Annotated in this window: 20 protein-coding genes; 8 read left to right on the forward strand and 12 right to left on the reverse strand. The window is 62.7% G+C overall.

Going from position 1 to position 14,785, the window contains the following annotated elements; all coding sequences use genetic code 11:
* Positions 1–17 precede the first annotated feature (17 nt).
* On the reverse strand, positions 18–257 hold the full coding sequence (locus AC0YKC_RS11250) for a BrnA antitoxin family protein (protein ID WP_320293394.1): 240 nt from the start codon (positions 255–257) through the stop codon (positions 18–20).
* A gap of 206 nt (positions 258–463) precedes the next feature.
* Here AC0YKC_RS11250 and AC0YKC_RS11255 point away from each other — a divergent pair, with 206 nt between their 5' ends.
* The 3 genes from AC0YKC_RS11255 to AC0YKC_RS11265 all read left to right on the forward strand — a co-directional run bounded on the left by AC0YKC_RS11255 (position 464) and on the right by AC0YKC_RS11265 (position 1,959).
* The gene (locus tag AC0YKC_RS11255) at positions 464–766 is read left to right on the forward strand and encodes an accessory factor UbiK family protein (RefSeq protein WP_224636597.1); all 303 of its coding nucleotides are present in this window, start codon (positions 464–466) and stop codon (positions 764–766) included.
* A gap of 314 nt (positions 767–1,080) precedes the next feature.
* Positions 1,081–1,581 carry a type III secretion system chaperone family protein gene (locus AC0YKC_RS11260; protein ID WP_320293395.1) on the forward strand — a complete coding sequence of 167 codons (501 nt, stop codon included), beginning with the start codon at positions 1,081–1,083 and terminating at the stop codon, positions 1,579–1,581.
* Between the two features lie 18 nt (positions 1,582–1,599).
* Complete coding sequence (locus AC0YKC_RS11265) at positions 1,600–1,959, forward strand: tRNA-binding protein (protein ID WP_488511093.1); 360 nt, start codon at positions 1,600–1,602, stop codon at positions 1,957–1,959.
* Here the strand turns inward: AC0YKC_RS11265 and AC0YKC_RS11270 are convergent.
* The 4 genes from AC0YKC_RS11270 to AC0YKC_RS11285 all read right to left on the reverse strand — a co-directional run bounded on the left by AC0YKC_RS11270 (position 1,951) and on the right by AC0YKC_RS11285 (position 5,993).
* A complete protein-coding gene (locus AC0YKC_RS11270; RefSeq protein WP_488511143.1) occupies positions 1,951–3,015 on the reverse strand; it encodes a glycosyltransferase family 4 protein in 1,065 nt (354 codons plus the stop codon). The genes AC0YKC_RS11265 and AC0YKC_RS11270 overlap by 9 nt on opposite strands.
* Positions 3,016–3,288: 273 nt before the next feature.
* Positions 3,289–4,704 carry an ATP-binding protein gene (locus tag AC0YKC_RS11275; protein ID WP_434723702.1) on the reverse strand — a complete coding sequence of 472 codons (1,416 nt, stop codon included), beginning with the start codon at positions 4,702–4,704 and terminating at the stop codon, positions 3,289–3,291.
* 52 nt (positions 4,705–4,756) lie between these two features.
* Entirely contained in the window at positions 4,757–5,476 is a 720-nt protein-coding gene (locus AC0YKC_RS11280; RefSeq protein WP_040989639.1) for a response regulator, read from the reverse strand.
* Positions 5,463–5,993: a MarR family winged helix-turn-helix transcriptional regulator gene (locus tag AC0YKC_RS11285; protein WP_430699204.1), complete on the reverse strand. Its 531-nt coding sequence runs from the start codon at positions 5,991–5,993 to the stop codon at positions 5,463–5,465. Before AC0YKC_RS11285 ends, AC0YKC_RS11280 begins: the two co-directional genes overlap by 14 nt.
* A 259-nt stretch (positions 5,994–6,252) precedes the next feature.
* On the opposite strand from AC0YKC_RS11285, the gene AC0YKC_RS11290 reads away from it, so the two are divergent.
* The 3 genes from AC0YKC_RS11290 to AC0YKC_RS11300 all read left to right on the forward strand — a co-directional run bounded on the left by AC0YKC_RS11290 (position 6,253) and on the right by AC0YKC_RS11300 (position 8,367).
* Positions 6,253–7,146: a branched-chain amino acid aminotransferase gene (locus tag AC0YKC_RS11290; protein ID WP_320293399.1), complete on the forward strand. Its 894-nt coding sequence runs from the start codon at positions 6,253–6,255 to the stop codon at positions 7,144–7,146.
* 147 nt (positions 7,147–7,293) lie between these two features.
* Complete coding sequence (locus tag AC0YKC_RS11295; RefSeq protein ID WP_320293400.1) at positions 7,294–7,596, forward strand: hypothetical protein; 303 nt, start codon at positions 7,294–7,296, stop codon at positions 7,594–7,596.
* Positions 7,597–7,728: 132 nt separating this feature from the next.
* The gene (locus tag AC0YKC_RS11300) at positions 7,729–8,367 is read left to right on the forward strand and encodes an MBL fold metallo-hydrolase (protein WP_320293401.1); all 639 of its coding nucleotides are present in this window, start codon (positions 7,729–7,731) and stop codon (positions 8,365–8,367) included.
* Between the two features lie 238 nt (positions 8,368–8,605).
* Here the strand turns inward: AC0YKC_RS11300 and AC0YKC_RS11305 are convergent, their stop codons facing one another.
* The 3 genes from AC0YKC_RS11305 to AC0YKC_RS11315 all read right to left on the reverse strand — a co-directional run bounded on the left by AC0YKC_RS11305 (position 8,606) and on the right by AC0YKC_RS11315 (position 10,010).
* Complete coding sequence (locus AC0YKC_RS11305) at positions 8,606–9,037, reverse strand: BA14K family protein (protein WP_434723700.1); 432 nt, start codon at positions 9,035–9,037, stop codon at positions 8,606–8,608.
* Positions 9,038–9,346: 309 nt separating this feature from the next.
* A complete protein-coding gene (locus tag AC0YKC_RS11310; RefSeq protein WP_006202521.1) occupies positions 9,347–9,559 on the reverse strand; it encodes a cold-shock protein in 213 nt (70 codons plus the stop codon).
* Positions 9,560–9,797: 238 nt separating this feature from the next.
* Positions 9,798–10,010: a cold-shock protein gene (locus AC0YKC_RS11315; RefSeq protein ID WP_006202520.1), complete on the reverse strand. Its 213-nt coding sequence runs from the start codon at positions 10,008–10,010 to the stop codon at positions 9,798–9,800.
* A 438-nt stretch (positions 10,011–10,448) separates the two neighbouring features.
* On the opposite strand from AC0YKC_RS11315, the gene AC0YKC_RS11320 reads away from it, so the two are divergent.
* Complete coding sequence (locus AC0YKC_RS11320; protein WP_488511094.1) at positions 10,449–10,835, forward strand: Kazal-type serine protease inhibitor domain-containing protein; 387 nt, start codon at positions 10,449–10,451, stop codon at positions 10,833–10,835.
* A gap of 192 nt (positions 10,836–11,027) precedes the next feature.
* Positions 11,028–12,668, forward strand: coding sequence for a tetratricopeptide repeat-containing sulfotransferase family protein (locus tag AC0YKC_RS11325; RefSeq protein ID WP_488511095.1), 1,641 nt, complete (start codon positions 11,028–11,030; stop codon positions 12,666–12,668).
* 269 nt (positions 12,669–12,937) lie between these two features.
* On the opposite strand, the gene AC0YKC_RS11330 is transcribed toward AC0YKC_RS11325, so the two are convergent.
* The 4 genes from AC0YKC_RS11330 to AC0YKC_RS11345 all read right to left on the reverse strand — a co-directional run bounded on the left by AC0YKC_RS11330 (position 12,938) and on the right by AC0YKC_RS11345 (position 14,716).
* Complete coding sequence (locus AC0YKC_RS11330; RefSeq protein WP_488511096.1) at positions 12,938–13,291, reverse strand: DUF1428 domain-containing protein; 354 nt, start codon at positions 13,289–13,291, stop codon at positions 12,938–12,940.
* A gap of 194 nt (positions 13,292–13,485) precedes the next feature.
* On the reverse strand, positions 13,486–13,902 hold the full coding sequence (locus tag AC0YKC_RS11335; protein WP_434723696.1) for a VOC family protein: 417 nt from the start codon (positions 13,900–13,902) through the stop codon (positions 13,486–13,488).
* 148 nt (positions 13,903–14,050) lie between these two features.
* Positions 14,051–14,233, reverse strand: a complete 183-nt coding sequence (locus AC0YKC_RS11340; RefSeq protein ID WP_041012788.1) for a hypothetical protein — start codon at positions 14,231–14,233, stop codon at positions 14,051–14,053.
* A 93-nt stretch (positions 14,234–14,326) separates the two neighbouring features.
* Positions 14,327–14,716, reverse strand: coding sequence for a nuclear transport factor 2 family protein (locus tag AC0YKC_RS11345; protein ID WP_488511097.1), 390 nt, complete (start codon positions 14,714–14,716; stop codon positions 14,327–14,329).
* Positions 14,717–14,785: the final 69 nt, after the last annotated feature.

Here is a 14,785-nt window from a genome sequence, read left to right on the forward strand (position 1 = left end):
CGCCACGGCGAGCGATTTCAAACCTGAGGTTTGCCGGCGACAATCTGCCTTAGAGCGTCGTTGATCCTGTCCTGCCAGCCAGGGCCATCTTCCTGGAAGTGGTCCAGTACAGCGCGATCGATCCTTATCGAAACAAGTTCTCTGACATTTGGCGCCGCCGCGGCCTCGCGAATTGGCGCCGCGGGCTTTTTGACGGGCTTGAAGGCGGCTTCCGCGGCTGCGAACGGGTTTGTCGGTCGGCGCGGGGGCGTTGCCATTGGTCAATCCTGACTGAGTGCTGGAACAATACACGAGCACAATAGGCGATTTGGCGGCTTCAAGTACAGGTCGGGGCGATGCGATAGCTCTGTTCAGGCATGGCACCGCCATGCGCCATAGCAACGCAGAGGCGGCATCAAACCTCAACGTTCTTGCATTCCGCGTCGCGCCCCACTACGTCAAATCAAGCAAGCGAGGATCTGCCATGTCGACCGGACCGAACCGCATTCTCGATGAATTCGCAAAGATCATGACCGATGCCGCGGGTGCCGCGCAGGGTGTGCGTCGCGAAGTGGAGACGGCGTTCCGGGCCCAGGCCGAGCGCATGCTGAATTCCATGGATGTGGTGCAGCGCGAAGAGTTCGAGGCCGTGCGCGAGATGGCGGTCAAGGCGAGGGAAGACAACATCCAGCTGGCGACGCGCGTCGAGGCGCTCGAGGCCAGGCTCGCCGAACTGACCGGGCAGGCCGCACCTGCGGGTGCTGCAAAGCCCCGCGCAAAAAAATAATCGTTAAACTTTTCCACATAGCGCGATCCGAAAAATCGCTTTGCCGTGAATCGCTTACCGGCATTGCATGAATCTTTGTGACAGCCACCTTTCCACATGCGGATGACGCAGTGCGAAAAATTGGGCTGTTCACGCGACTCCCGATCAATAGACTGAATTTGTTGCATGATTCGAAGCAGGGTCATGCGCCGGGCGGTGGGGTCCGGTTGGGGTCTTTGCGTTGGAAAGTCCTGACCGTCCGAGTTCTAGACAAGATTGTTCGTCGTGTGTGCCCCGCGGAGCGTGTGGCGCTCCCCTGAACACAGGAAGCATTCATGGAACTCCTCGAACTCGAATTCTCCCGCGAAATCCACCCGGTGGATGTCATCGAGCAGGTGGCCCACAACAACGACTGGTCCTTCGAGCGCGCCGGCGACGACGAGATTGCGATTTCGGTGGCCGGCAGCTGGACAGACTACCATGTCTCCTTTTCCTGGATGGAGGATTTCGAGGCGCTGCATCTGGCCTGCGCCTTCGATATCAAGGTGCCCGAAACGCGCGCGCTGGAAGTGATGCGGCTGCTGTCGCTGATCAACGAACAGATGCTGTTCGGTCACTTCGACCTGTGGGAACAGGAAGGCGCGATCATGTTCAGGCAGTCGCTGCTGCTTGCCGGCGGGGTCGAGCCGTCGAGCCAGCAGGTCGAGGTGCTGTTGTCCTCGGCGCTCGAGGCCTGCGAATGCTATTTCCAGGCCTTCCAGTTCGTCGTCTGGTCGGGTACATCGGCCAAGGACGCGCTGTCCAGCGTGCTCTTCGAGACCCATGGAAACGCCTGAGCCAGACCGACATCGCCGATGAGTTCCAGCAGCGAGCGCAAGCCCGAAATCAGCTTTGCCGATTTCGACCGTGTCGACATCCGTGCCGGCACGATCGTCGAGGCCGAGCCGTTTCCGGAGGCGCGCAAGCCGGCGATCAAGCTGAAGATCGATTTCGGTCCGGCGATCGGGGTGAAGAAGTCGTCGGCGCAGATCACCAAATACTACGCGCCGGAAACGCTTGTAGGCCGCCAGATCTTCGCGGTGGTCAATTTCCCGCCGCGCCAGATCGGCCCGTTCATGTCGGAAGTGCTGACCCTCGGCTTTCCCGATGAAGAAGGCGCGGTGGTGCTCGGCGCCATCGAGCGTAAAGTGCCGGACGGCGGGCGCCTATTCTAGGACGAGGCTGGGGCGACCTTGAGCCAGCCGATCCTGATCGGCGCGCTTGCTTGGCATGCCCAGCGCTTCGTCGACCACGTCGAGGAACATTTCGGCGCAGGCCTGCCAGCTGTAGCGCATCGCGCGCTGGCGGGCTTCGGCGCGGTCGACGTGAAGCGCCTTCATCGCCGCTTCACCAAGATCGTTCGACACGGCTCCGCCGACGCCATCGCCGACAATGTCGATCGGTCCGGTCACCGGATAGGCGGCGACGGGCGTTCCGCTGGCCAGTGCCTCGATGATGACGTTGCCGAAGGTGTCGGTGCGGCTCGGGAAGACGAAGACATCGGCCGACGCGTAGATCTCGGCCAGTTCGTCGTTCGGGCGATGGCCGAGGAAATGCGCCTTGGGATAGCGCGCCTTGAGCTTTGCCAGCTCCGGTCCCTCGCCGACGATAACCTTGCTGCCGGGCAGGTCGAGATCAAGGAAGGCGGTCAGGTTCTTTTCGATCGCGACGCGGCCGACGCACAGGAAAACCGGGCGGGGGAAGCCGGTTTCCTTGCGCTTGTCGGGCCGGAAATGGTCGGTGTCGACGCCGCGTGTCCAGGGCCTCAGCTTGGTGAAGCCGCGTGTCGCGAGATCGTCCGCCAGCGATTGCGTCGCGACGAGCGTGCCCTGTCCTAAATTGTGGAAGTCGCGCAGCCAGCTGTAAGCCCAGCGCTCCGGCACCGGCAGGCGGGCGCTGAGATATTCGGGAAAGCGCGTGTGGTAGCTGGTGGTGAAGGGGCGGCCCACCTTTCGGCAATGCCGGCGCGCCATGATGCCGAGCGGACCTTCGGTGACGATGTGGATGTGGTCGGCCTTGGCGGCGTCGATCATGCGCGCGACATGGCCCGGCGTCGCCAATGCGAGCCGGATGTCGGGATAGGTCGGCATCGGCAAGGTGCGAAAGCGGTTCGGCGTCAGGAAATCGAGCTCGACGTCGAAGGGTTTCAGCGCCTCGGTAAGGCGTTCCAGCGTGTGCACCACGCCATTGACCTGCGGCCGCCATGCGTCGGTGACCATCAGGATACGCATGGCGATCCTGATGTGCATGATGATCCTTTGCCGGAATGGCTATCGGACGCGCCGGCGCGGTGCCGGAACGGCAACCAGGCAGCGGCCCGCGCCTCGCTCCAGCGCACCCGGCTGGGCACGGGATCGAAGCAGGGCGGCAGGGCCGAATCAACGAGGGTCGCGCGCTTCATGCGCGCTCTTGACCATGATTTCATGACGCGCGGATGAAGCTGTTTTTGATTGAGCATGATCTTATCCGAAAACCGGCTTCCACTTTTCGGGATCATGCTCTGGCTAGGCGGGCACCTTGATCACGGCGCGCAGGCCGCCGAGCGGGCTGTCCTCGAGGCCGATGTCGCCGCCGTGGCTGCGGGCGATGTCGCGGGCGATCGACAGGCCAAGTCCAGTGCCGCTGGCGTCGAGGTTGCGCGCCTCGTCGAGCCGCAGGAAAGGCTTGAACACCTCTTCGCGCTTGTCGGCAGCGATGCCCGGCCCGTTGTCGTCGATGGTGACGGTGAGCGAGCCGCGGCCATGATTGGCGTGGACCTCGACGGTCTTGGCATAGCGGAAGGCATTGCCGATGACGTTGGACAGCAAACGGGCAAAGGCGTTCGGCCGCACATGCACGGCCGGATCACCGGTCAGCGTCGTCGTGAGCTTGCAGCCACGCAATTGCGCTTCCTCGCCAAGCTTCTGGAAATAGGCGTTGAGGTCGAAACGGCCGGTATCTTCCGCGGCCTCGCCACGGGCAAAGGAGAGATAGCCTTCCAGCATCGACTGCATGTCGTCGATGTCCTGGTTCAGCGCGGCCTTGGTCTCGGATTTGCCGCCAGCCAGCGCCAGCTGGAGCTTGAATCGGGTGAGGATGGTCCTGAGGTCGTGGCTGACGCCGGTCAGCATGGCGGTGCGCTGCTCGATCTGGCGCTCGATGCGCTCACGCATCTGGATGAAGGCGAATCCGGCGCGCCGCACTTCCTCGGCGCCGCGGGGGCGGAAATCGCGCGGCATCGGCCGGCCCTTGCCGAAACTCTCGGCGGCTTCGGCCAGCGTCAGGATCGGCCTGATCTGATTGCGCAGGAAGGGAATGGCGATCATCAACAGAACCAGCGAGGTGCCGACCATCCAGATCAGGAAGATGTGGGTGTTGGAGGCATATGCCTGGCTGCGCCGCACGAAAACGCGCAGCACCTTGCCTTCGAGCTGGACGCGGACCTCGACGACATTCGAGTTGCCGACCGTGTCGATCCAGAACGGACGGTTGATCTGTCTCGTGATCTCCGACGACAGCGCCTCGTCGAGGATCGAAAAGAACGGTTTCGGGCCGGGCGGCGGCAGCGGGTCGGGCGGCAAAAGATCGACCTTCAGCTGCATGCGGTCCTGGGCGATGCGGATGATGTTGGCGTAGTCGGCGTCATGCGGATAGGTCTCCATCATGTCGATGACGGCCGCTATGTCCGAGATCGTCGCCTGCGACAGGCGCTGGGTCACCGTCTGCCAGTGCCGTTCCATGAAGACGAAGGCAACAACCGACTGCAGCAGGATCATCGGCGCGATGACGATGATCAGCGAGCGGGCGTAGAGCCGCTTCGGCATGTAGAGCGCGACCAGGCGCCAGAACCGGTTCCAGGCGCGCGGCATCGCCCTCAGCGTCCGCAGCGCGAGATCGCCGGGGCCGCCTCCTTCAGGCTGTTCCAGTTGCGTGGTCGCCATTCGCCCTTCCGCTCGTCGATGGCCTGTTCAGCAAAGGGCCTTCGACGGTAGTTTATTCGACGCTGAGCCGATACCCAATACCGCGCACCGTCTGCAGCCATACCGGATTGGACGGATCGCGCTCGATCTTGCGGCGCAGCCGGTTGATCTGCACGTCGATGGTGCGTTCGCCGACATCCGATTCATCGCCCACCAGCTCGTGGCGCGGTATGGTCTCGCCCGCCCGCGCGGCGAAGATCGCGAGGATCTCCTGCTCGCGGTCGGTCAGCTTAAGCGCTTCGCCGCCGCGCTTCAATTCGCGCTTGGCGATCTGGAACGTGTAGGGCCCGAACACCAGCTGCTCGACCTTCGGCGTGGCCGCTGGGCCGCCACGGCGCAGAATGTTGTTGATGCGCAGGATCAGTTCGCGCGGATCGAACGGTTTCGGCAGGTAATCATCGGCGCCGGCTTCCAGTCCGGTGATGCGGCTGTCGGTCTCGGACAGCGCCGTCAGCATCAGGATCGGCACATTTTTCTCGGCCCGCAGCGCCTTGGTAAGGTCGACGCCGGTTTCACCCGGCATCATGACATCGAGCACCAGTAGGTCGAAGTCGAGGCCGGCGAGCTTGCGCCTGGCTTCGCCGGAATTGCCGGCCACGGTGACACGAAAGCCGTTCTCGGACAGATACTGCTTGAGCAGGTTGCGGATACGCGTGTCGTCATCGACAACCAGAAGATGCGGCGCGTCATCGTCGGGCGCTGCCGGATGATCGACCTTCTCAATGGTCTCCATGGTTCTTCCCCGATGTTTGCGCAGGCACAATGTCGATCTGCGCTCTTAGTTCCGGATTGACCATCGCTTCCAGGAAGCGCTCGATCGTGGCGCGTTCGGTGGCTCCGGAATCCTCCAATGCCGCACGGATGCGGCGCGACTGTGGCCGCGCCAACGCCAAGGCCAGGGCGCGACCCTTGGCGGTCGGGTAGAGTTCGCGCTGCCGGCGGTCGCGCGGACCCTGCACCTGGACGATATGGTCGGTGTCGATCAACTGCTTCAAGACCCGCGCGAGGCTCTGCTTGGTGATCTTCAGCACGTCGAGCAGTTCGGCGACGGTGAGGCCCGGCCTGCGGTTGACGAAGTGCAGCACGCGATGATGGGCGCGGCCGAAGCCGTAATCGGCGAGTATCTGGTCCGGGTCGGAGGTGAAATCGCGATAGGCGAAGAAAAAAAGTTCGATGATGGCGAAGTCGATGCCGTCCTCATCGGCGATCGCCGTCCTGATCGGTTTACCGGCTGCGGGGCTCGTCATCATTTCTCCATGCGAGGCGGGAATTATGTCAGTACTATTGACGTAATTTCCGGGCAATGATAATTTTTGACAAGCTTTTCGGCGGATTGCGAACGAAAAGGCAAGGGGAAGCCGTTTTTCCGGAACTTCCTGAGTTTGCCACGGATTGAATATCCGCCTACGCTTTCAGGCATTGGCCAGCGTTTCGGATCCTGGGGCGAGGCCGGTGCGAAAGGCTTTAAAAACACCACGATTTGCGGGCGCCTGCCCGCGGGAGGTTTCCATGGCATCCGTTCCCTTCGATCAATTGGACGGCTTCATCTGGATGAACGGCGAGTTCGTCAAATGGGCCGACGCCAAGGTCCATGTGCTGACCCATGGCCTGCACTATGCAAGCGCCGTCTTCGAGGGCGAGCGCGCCTATGGCGGCCAGATCTTCAAGCTGACCGAGCATAATGAACGCCTGCATGAATCGGCGCGCCTGCTCGGCTTCAAGATTCCCTATCCGGTCGCCGAGATCGACGAGGCCTGCCGCACGCTGCTGAAGAAACAGGGTTTCCAGGACGCCTATGTGCGCCCGATCGCCTGGCGCGGCAGCGAGCAGATGGGCGTCTCGGCGCAGAACAACCGCATCAACTGCGCCATCGCCATCTGGCAGTGGCCGAGCTATTTCGATCCGGCGCAGAAGCTCAAGGGCATCCGCCTCGATGTCGCCGAATGGCGCCGGCCCGATCCGCGCACCGCGCCGTCCAAGTCGAAGGCCGCCGGCCTCTACATGATCTGCACGCTGTCCAAGCACGCCGCCGAGGCCAAGGGCTACGCCGACGCCATGATGCTCGATTGGCGCGGCCAGGTGGCGGAAGCCACCGGCGCCAACATCTTCTTCGTCAAGGACGGCAAGATCCATACGCCGACGCCCGACTGTTTCCTCGACGGCATAACCCGCCGCACCGTGATCGGCCTTGCGAAGGATCGCGGTTTCGAAGTGATCGAGCGCCCCATCATGCCGGAGGAACTCGAAGGTTTCGAGCAGTGCTTCCTCACGGGCACCGCCGCCGAGGTCACGCCGGTTTCGGAGATCGGTCCGTACCGATTCGAGGTCGGCGAGATCGCCAAGACGTTGATGAACGACTATTCTGCCGCAGTGCAACCAAAGCATGCGATTGCCGCAGAATAGCGTTTAGTCACAGCTTTTTTATGCAACAGGGGCGGTTTTCGAGCCGCCCCTTTTATTTAAGCTTTCGCGCATTTGACTTTCGAACGGTTCGGCGTCTCATGGTGGTGTCGGCCCGAGGAGGCTGGCGGCTATGGAGGGACCAGTTACATGGATACGAACACGATTGTTCAGATCGTTGTACAGGTGATTGCGGGTGTTATCGGCGGACAGGCAGTAGGTGTGGCACTGAAGCAGGCGGCGATGGGCCAGCTCACCAAAATTCTCGGCGGCGCGATTGGCGGTGTCGGTGGTGCAGCCATCCTCGGTAGCCTGCTCGGCGGCGCCGATCCGGCAGCAGCCGCGGGAGCGGCGGGAAGCGCGATCGATCTGAAGAACATCCTTGGAGGCGCCGGCGGCGGCGCTATCTTGACCGGTATCATCGGCGCGGTCATGGGCGCGATGAAGAAGTAAGGCCTGCCACTTCAGGTTTCAAAATGGGCGGCTTCGGCCGCCCATTTCCTTTTGCGGACTATTCGCGTCGGCCGACGGTGGACGCGGCACGCCATGGCCTCTACATCACGGCTACATCTCGAAAGGAAAGCCATGGGTCAGCTCAATGCCGGCATAGTGCCGGTCACGCCGTTCCAGCAGAATTGCACCATCCTGTTTGACATGGACGACAAGACGGGCGTCGTCGTTGATCCCGGGGGCGATGTCGACAAGATCCTGTCGGTGCTGAAGGACAATGCCATCACCGCCGGCGCCATCTGGATCACGCATGGCCATATCGACCACGCCGGCGGCGCGATGGAGCTCAAGGATGCGCTGGGCATCGACATCATCGGCCCGCACGAGGCCGACAAGATGTTGCTCGACAATCTCGAGAACCAGGGCAGGCGCTACGGCATCGCCGGCGTGCGCAACTGCGTGCCGGACCGCTTCCTTGCCGAAGGCGAAACGGTGTCGTTCGGCAATCATCAATTCGAGGTGCTGCATTGCCCGGGGCATGCGCCGGGCCATGTCGTCTACTACAACCGGGCGGCCAAGTTCGCGCATGTCGGCGACGTGCTGTTCCGCGGCTCGATCGGGCGCACCGATCTGCCCGGCGGCGACCATGCCGCGCTGATCGCCTCGATCAAGGGCAAGCTCCTGCCGCTTGGCGACGACATAGGTTTCATCTGCGGCCATGGCCCGGGCAGCCGTTTCGGCGATGAACGGCGGACCAATCCGTTTCTGACCTAATGCATGTCGCGCAAAAGTGACCTCGGTTTTGCGGCAACGACATGCATCAAACAAAGGACCTAAAGCGCGTCGCCTGAATCCGTTTCAGCGCGATGTGCTTTAGGCTGTGCCGACGGAACCCGTCGCCCTCGGCTCGGCCTGACCTGAATCCCGGCGCAGCCATCATTGGCGAGTGCTTCAAAAAGAAAAAGCGCCGCTGGAGGCGACGCTTTTCTTGGGCAGGGAACCCTGGGTTGGCTTAGTTGGCGACGCAGAAGTGCTGGTCGCCGTCATTGCCGGTGAAGGTGCCGGTGCGCGAGTTGAAGCTGCGGTAGCGGTCCGAGCAATACTCGTACCAGGCGCGGGTCCACGGCTCGGCATAGCGGTCGGCATAGACGGTACGCGGCTGCACGTAATAGCGCGGCTGCTGCACGTAGTAGCGACGCACCGGCCGGTCGACATAATAGTCGTCACCATAGGCCGGTTCGTAATAGCGCGGCCCGGGGTTGCTGAGCGCGCTGCCGATCAGGGCGCCCGCCGCGAGGCCGACAACGCCGGCGGCGAGGGCGTCGCCGCCACGGTCGTGATGATGGCGCCAGCGCCAGTCATCGGCATTGGCCGCCGAGAAGGTGGCCAAGGTGGTCGCGGCAATGCCAACGCTCAGGATGGCGGTCTTGAGAAAGCGGTTCATTTTCGGTCTCCTTCGCGCCGGTCCGCGCATTTTTTCGGGGGATACAGACCGGCTTTAGCAAAGGTTAATAGAAGACCTTGGCTGAACGGAGGCTGAACGGAAATCGGCGCAAACGATTTTTCGTGGCCTGGCGATTTTTCGTGGCCTGGCGATTTTTCGTGGCTTGGCGATTTTTCGAGCCCGGGCGACTTTTTCGAGCCCGGGCGATTTTTTCGAAGCCGGGTCGACTTTTCCGGACCTGGGCACAATCCATTCCGGGCGGGAGCGGTCCCGCCTCAAAAGCTTCCGTCGGATCCGTCGTGAGCCGGCTTAGCCGATCGACAGATTGACGGCCTTCGGACCCTTGCCGCGCTTGTCCGGCTCGGTGTCGAATGTCACTTTCTGCCCATCCTCAAGACCGGGAAGGCCCGACGCCTGCACAGCCGAGATGTGGACGAAGACATCCTTCGCGCCATCATCGGGCGTGATGAAGCCGAAGCCCTTGGCATGGTTGAAGAATTTGACGGTGCCGGTCTGCGGCATGGGAAACTCCTTTGATCCCATCAAGTCAAGTCTCGGGCCGGCAAAACTGCCCGAGAGGAAATTTGTCCTTTATTTTAGCGCTATCGGCAAGAGAAAGTTTTCGCCTGCCGATGCAAGCATTTGCGCGCAAAAAAGGCGCGACCGTTTCGGTCGCGCCTTCGCAATTTCAGGCCTGTCCAGAAGCCGGTTCACGATCCTGCCGCATCATTGCATCCGCAAGGACAGGCGGTTCCTGCGATCAGGCGGCGCGCAGGTTGACCGCCTTCGGGCCCTTGCCCATGCGGTCCGGCTCGACGTCGAAGGTGACCTTCTGGCCGTCGACCAGCGTGCGCAGGCCAGAGGCCTCGATCGCGGAAATGTGGACGAATACGTCCTTGGCGCCGCCATCCGGCGTGATGAAGCCGAAGCCTTTGGTGGCATTGAAGAACTTTACGGTACCGGTCTGGGCCATTGGGGAAAACTCCTTCACCCGTGTCAGTCTTGTGGTTTGCCCGCTGCCTCGCGCCTTGGGCAAATCCTGGTGGTTGCTTCGGCGGTCATGCATTCGCGCACGGTCAAACCCCCCGCCGAAAAACGGGGTTGTCAGAGATTCACACTTATCGGGGAAAGGTCGTCCAAAACGTTCCGCTCTCCGGGTCGCAAATGCCCGAACATGATTTTTATTACACGGAAACGTGAGGGTTGCAATACGACGCTCGCGGGCGGCCCGCGGCGCGTCCAACGCTGGGCCTCGATAGACCCGGCCTCTTCACCGGTCATCGGCCAGAGACGGGCCAAGCATGGGCCAGCGCGAGGCTGCTCTCGGCTCCACAAACGGTGGTTGCGTTTGTGGCGGGGAATGCGAGGATATCGCGAGCCGGCGTCACGCGCCGGGATGGAGAAGGGACATATGCGGTTTCTTGCGGTCTCGCGGCAGGGCATCGTCATTTTCATGCTGTCCGCGCTGCTGGCGGCCTGCACCGTCGTCGTCGACGATGGCCCGCGCCCGCGGCCGCCCCGGCCACATCCGCAGCTCTGCACCATGCAATACCAACCGGTCTGCGCCCGGCGCGGCGGCGACCGCCAGACCTTCGCCAATGCCTGCCTGGCTGAAACGGAAGGCTACCGCATCGTGCGCGAAGGTCCTTGCCGCGACGGTGGTGGTGGGGAGCAGACGTTCTGCACGCGCGAATACGCGCCGGTTTGCGGCAGGCGCCACGGACAAGTGCGCACCTTCCCGAACGCATGCGAGGCGCGCGCGGCGGACTATCGCATCGTCCGCGACGGGCCCTGCTGAGAAGGCGGCGGCGTCCACCTTCGCGAATGGATACCGCGCTGGGCGCTGACGCTTTGTCTTGAATCTCGTGCCCGCATGGCTTAGGTCCGGCGGACCAACAAACACGGCAGGTTTCCCATTAACAGAGATCACAGAAGAGCGGCAAACGCCGGTGGCAGGCCAGGTGGCTCGGCCAGCCCGCTCGACCCGTATGTGCAAAAGGCGCTGCAACTGCATCAGGCAGGCCGGCGCCAGGAGGCCGAGGCACTCTACCGGCAGGTCCTGGGGCAGCAGCCAAACCATGCCGCCGCGCTGCATTTCCTCGGATTGCTGCTGCACCAGACCGGCAGGAGCGAAGAAGGGCTCGACCTCATCGAGCAGTCGGTGACCTTGCAGCCCGAGAATGCCGACTTCCTCAACAATATGGGCACGGTCATGCGCGACCTGGGGCGCATCGCCGCCGCGGTCGATTTCTTCCGCGGCGCGGTGGATATCCGGCCGGACCAACTGGCCGCGCGCGACAATCTCGGTTCGTCGCTGAAGCAACTTGGCCAGTTTGACACGGCCGAGGAGATCTATCGCGGCACGATCGGCCGCAACCCGTTCCATGTCCGCGCGCGCATCGGCCTTGCCGAGACGCTGCAGGAAGCCGGACGGCTGGACGAGGCGATCGCGCTGTTTCGCGAGGCGCTGTCGATCCGGCCGAAGGACGCCGAGCTGCTCTACGGGCTGGGCGTCGCGATGATGGAGAAGGGCAAGCTCGACGAGGCCGCCGATCTCGCGCGCCAAGCGGTGGCGATCGCTCCCGCCATGGCCAAAGCCTGGCTTCTGCTGACACAGGTCAAGCGCCAGACCGAGCGCGACAAGGAACTCTCCGGCATGGAGGCCGAGCACGCCAAGGCGCCACAGGGCAGCCTCGCGCGCATGCAGCTCTCCTTCGGCCTGGGCAAGGTCAATGACGACCTCAAGGACTATGGCCGCGCCTTCGACTATTTCGCCGAGGGCAATGCCATCCGCCGCAAGGTCATCAACTACGATGCAGCCCGCACGCGCAACGAGTTCGAGGCGATGAAGGCTGCCTTCGACGCGGCCTTCTTCGAGAAGCACAAGCCAAGCGGCATTTCCGACGACACGCCGATCTTCGTCGTCGGCATGCCGCGTTCCGGCACCACGCTGGTCGAGCAGATCATCGCCAGCCACCCCCAGGTCTTTGGCGCCGGCGAGTTGAACATCCTGAAGACGGCCGTCGGCAAGCAGTTTCCGATGAACATGCCGGGCGGCTTTCCCGCCGGTATCGCCGACGTGCCCGACAAGGCCTTCGCCGAAGCCGGCCAGGCCTATCTCGACATGCTGCATGCCCGCTATCCGGGCTATCGCCATGTCACCGACAAGATGCCGGGCAACTTCCTGCTGGTCGGCTTCCTGCACATGATGCTGCCGAAGGCCAAGATCGTCCATTGCGCGCGCGATGCGGCGGCGACGTGCCTGTCGATCTTCAAGGTGCATTTCCGCGGCGACAGCCACCGCTACGGCTACGACCTCGGCGAGCTCGCCGATTTCCATAATCTCTACACCGACATCATGGCGCATTGGCACAAGGTGCTGCCGGGCGTCGTGCACGATGTCCGCTATGAGGATTTCGTCGCCGACCAGGAAGGGCAGACAAGGGCGCTGATGGCGTATCTCGGCCTGCCTTGGGACGACAAGGTGCTGTCGTTCCACGAGACCGACCGGCCGGTGCGCACCGCATCGGCGGCGCAGGTGCGCCAGCCGATGTATCAGGGCTCCGTCGATCTATGGAAGCGGTATGGGGATAAACTCAAGCCGCTGCTGGACAAGCTCCAGAACGGATAGGGCGGCATTATACCGGTAGGCCGTTTGCTCTGAGTCATCGCAGACCTTCGAGATTAGCCGCTGCCTCGCAATTTCGTCATTCCAGGGCGAAGCAGGAGCGAAGCTCCATCGCGGAGACCCTGGAATCCATGCCGTTACCTGCGCGAAGATTGCAGCGGAACAGAATTCTGGACCGTAGCGGCGCCTCTATGTCACGGCATGGATCCTCGGGTCTGCGCAGGAGCTCCGCTCCTGCTCCGCCCGTGGATGACGACCGATGGGCCGCCCGACTACAGCTCTATGAACGGCTGGAAGCCGCCGAAGATCATGCGCTTGCCGTCGAACGGCATGGTGGACCAGTCCATCTTGAGACGCTCATCGGCCATCACTTTCGCCATGACAGCGTCACGGCTCTGTTTGGATTCGTAGACGACCCAGGAGAAGATAACGACCTCATCGTCCTTCGCCTGCACGGCGCGCGGGAACGAGGTCAGCTCGCCGTAAGGCACGTCGTCGCCGACGCATTCGACATAGGCGAGCGCGCCATGCTCCATCCAGACGGCGCCGCCCTTGTTGGCCAGCTTCTTGTAGTCGTCGAGATTTGCCTTCGGCACGGCAAGCGCGAAACCATCGACATAGGACATGATGAAACTCCTCGGTTGGGTGCAGCTCTCCCTTCTCCCCCTGTGGGAGAAGGTGGATCGGCGCGCAGCGCCGAGACGGATGAGGGGTGTTCCAGCTTGGCGCCAAGCTTACCCCTCACCCGGATTGCCAGCCGAATTGCGAAGGGCAATTCGGGGCAATCCGACCTCTCCCCCTGGGGGAGAGGTAGAAGGGCTCACTTCACCGGCGCGTTCATCGCCCAGGCGACTCCAAAGGGGTCTTTCACCTGGCCCCAGCGGTCGCCCCAGAACATCACCTGGAGCGGGGTGACGACCTCGCAGCCGGCATCGACCGCGCGCTTCCACCAGGCATCGATATCGTCGCTGCCGAGATGGAGCTGCAGCGTATAGCCCTGCGCCGCCTGGTGCGGATGGCCGTGCTCGGGATAGGCATCACCCAGCATCAGCGTCGAGCCGTTGACATAGAGATGGATGTGCATGGTGCGGCCCTTGTCGTCCGGCGGATAGGCGAACACTTCCTCCGCGCCGAAAGCCCTCTTGTAGAATTCGGCGGCCTTGATGGCGCCGTCGACCTGCAGGTAGGGGGTCAATCCGCCAAGGACCTTGGCGCGGGGCGGGGTCTGGTCGTTCATTCTCGTGTTCCTCTTCACGGGTTGATCTGGTTTGCCACCCAAGGACGGACGAAGCGGCGGCGATCCTACATGCCTCCCGAAAATTTTCTAAAGGGCCGGTTCCCGGCAGTCCGGGCGACCGGAGAACAATCGCATTGGATATGCCACTTTATATGACCTTCGCCGAGAAGGTGGCAGCGCGGCGGCTTTCGCGCGTTTCGAAAATCTCCGGAAAGCCGATGTCCTTGCGCAGCTCGGCGGGCAGCGAAAGCAGGATGCGCTCGCTGCGATGACGGGCACGCGCCGCGGCATAGCGGTTGGCGAGGCGGCCGATGGACGACAGTACCGACATGTTGGTTCTCCCTGGTTGATGCCGGCACCATCGTGTCGGCGTCCCAAGGACGAGGCGGCAGCAGGCGATCCGACAGATCGCTGCGATCTTTTTTCAGAACACCGACGCGGCCAGCGCGGTGTCGTAATATTCCACCATCTCGACGATCTCGCCGTCGCGCACCGTCCAGAAATCGGCGGTGCGCATGATGAACTCCTCGCCGGTGGCGCGTCGCGTCATGTGGATCTCGACCTGTGCCGCGACCTTGTTGCCGCCGTCGACGATCTCGACCGGGACGAAGTGCCGGTATTCGAAGTCGTCGTCGAGCGCCAGGAGCCTGGAGAGGAATTCCTGCTTGCCGTGCGCGGTGCCGGCATGACGCGATTGCCGGGGATCGGCAATCCAGCGGAATACGACATCCTCGGCGCAATGCGCGAGGGCGCCCTCGATGTCACGCTCCGCATAGGCCTGGTAGAGATTGCTGACGATGTCCACTGCACGCATGGCCCTTTCCCTCCATGGTTGAGCAGTTCAAGATGCTCCTTTTTTAGCAGATGGAAAAGTATTGCCGGG

This window comes from Mesorhizobium sp. CNPSo 4661 (assembly GCF_057784215.1).

Coding starts and splice junctions, on each gene's coding strand:
- AC0YKC_RS11340 (WP_041012788.1), bottom strand. CDS start 14,233: ATGTCGGTACTGTCGTCCATCGGCCGCCTCGCCAACCGCTATGCCGCG.
- AC0YKC_RS11320 (WP_488511094.1), top strand. CDS start 10,449: ATGCGGTTTCTTGCGGTCTCGCGGCAGGGCATCGTCATTTTCATGCTG.
- AC0YKC_RS11295 (WP_320293400.1), top strand. CDS start 7,294: ATGGATACGAACACGATTGTTCAGATCGTTGTACAGGTGATTGCGGGT.
- AC0YKC_RS11275 (WP_434723702.1), bottom strand. CDS start 4,704: ATGGCGACCACGCAACTGGAACAGCCTGAAGGAGGCGGCCCCGGCGAT.
- AC0YKC_RS11305 (WP_434723700.1), bottom strand. CDS start 9,037: ATGAACCGCTTTCTCAAGACCGCCATCCTGAGCGTTGGCATTGCCGCG.
- AC0YKC_RS11285 (WP_430699204.1), bottom strand. CDS start 5,993: ATGATGACGAGCCCCGCAGCCGGTAAACCGATCAGGACGGCGATCGCC.
- AC0YKC_RS11330 (WP_488511096.1), bottom strand. CDS start 13,291: ATGTCCTATGTCGATGGTTTCGCGCTTGCCGTGCCGAAGGCAAATCTC.
- AC0YKC_RS11300 (WP_320293401.1), top strand. CDS start 7,729: ATGGGTCAGCTCAATGCCGGCATAGTGCCGGTCACGCCGTTCCAGCAG.
- AC0YKC_RS11260 (WP_320293395.1), top strand. CDS start 1,081: ATGGAACTCCTCGAACTCGAATTCTCCCGCGAAATCCACCCGGTGGAT.
- AC0YKC_RS11290 (WP_320293399.1), top strand. CDS start 6,253: ATGGCATCCGTTCCCTTCGATCAATTGGACGGCTTCATCTGGATGAAC.
- AC0YKC_RS11270 (WP_488511143.1), bottom strand. CDS start 3,015: ATGCGTATCCTGATGGTCACCGACGCATGGCGGCCGCAGGTCAATGGC.
- AC0YKC_RS11265 (WP_488511093.1), top strand. CDS start 1,600: ATGAGTTCCAGCAGCGAGCGCAAGCCCGAAATCAGCTTTGCCGATTTC.
- AC0YKC_RS11345 (WP_488511097.1), bottom strand. CDS start 14,716: ATGCGTGCAGTGGACATCGTCAGCAATCTCTACCAGGCCTATGCGGAG.
- AC0YKC_RS11250 (WP_320293394.1), bottom strand. CDS start 257: ATGGCAACGCCCCCGCGCCGACCGACAAACCCGTTCGCAGCCGCGGAA.
- AC0YKC_RS11255 (WP_224636597.1), top strand. CDS start 464: ATGTCGACCGGACCGAACCGCATTCTCGATGAATTCGCAAAGATCATG.
- AC0YKC_RS11335 (WP_434723696.1), bottom strand. CDS start 13,902: ATGAACGACCAGACCCCGCCCCGCGCCAAGGTCCTTGGCGGATTGACC.
- AC0YKC_RS11280 (WP_040989639.1), bottom strand. CDS start 5,476: ATGGAGACCATTGAGAAGGTCGATCATCCGGCAGCGCCCGACGATGAC.
- AC0YKC_RS11315 (WP_006202520.1), bottom strand. CDS start 10,010: ATGGCCCAGACCGGTACCGTAAAGTTCTTCAATGCCACCAAAGGCTTC.
- AC0YKC_RS11310 (WP_006202521.1), bottom strand. CDS start 9,559: ATGCCGCAGACCGGCACCGTCAAATTCTTCAACCATGCCAAGGGCTTC.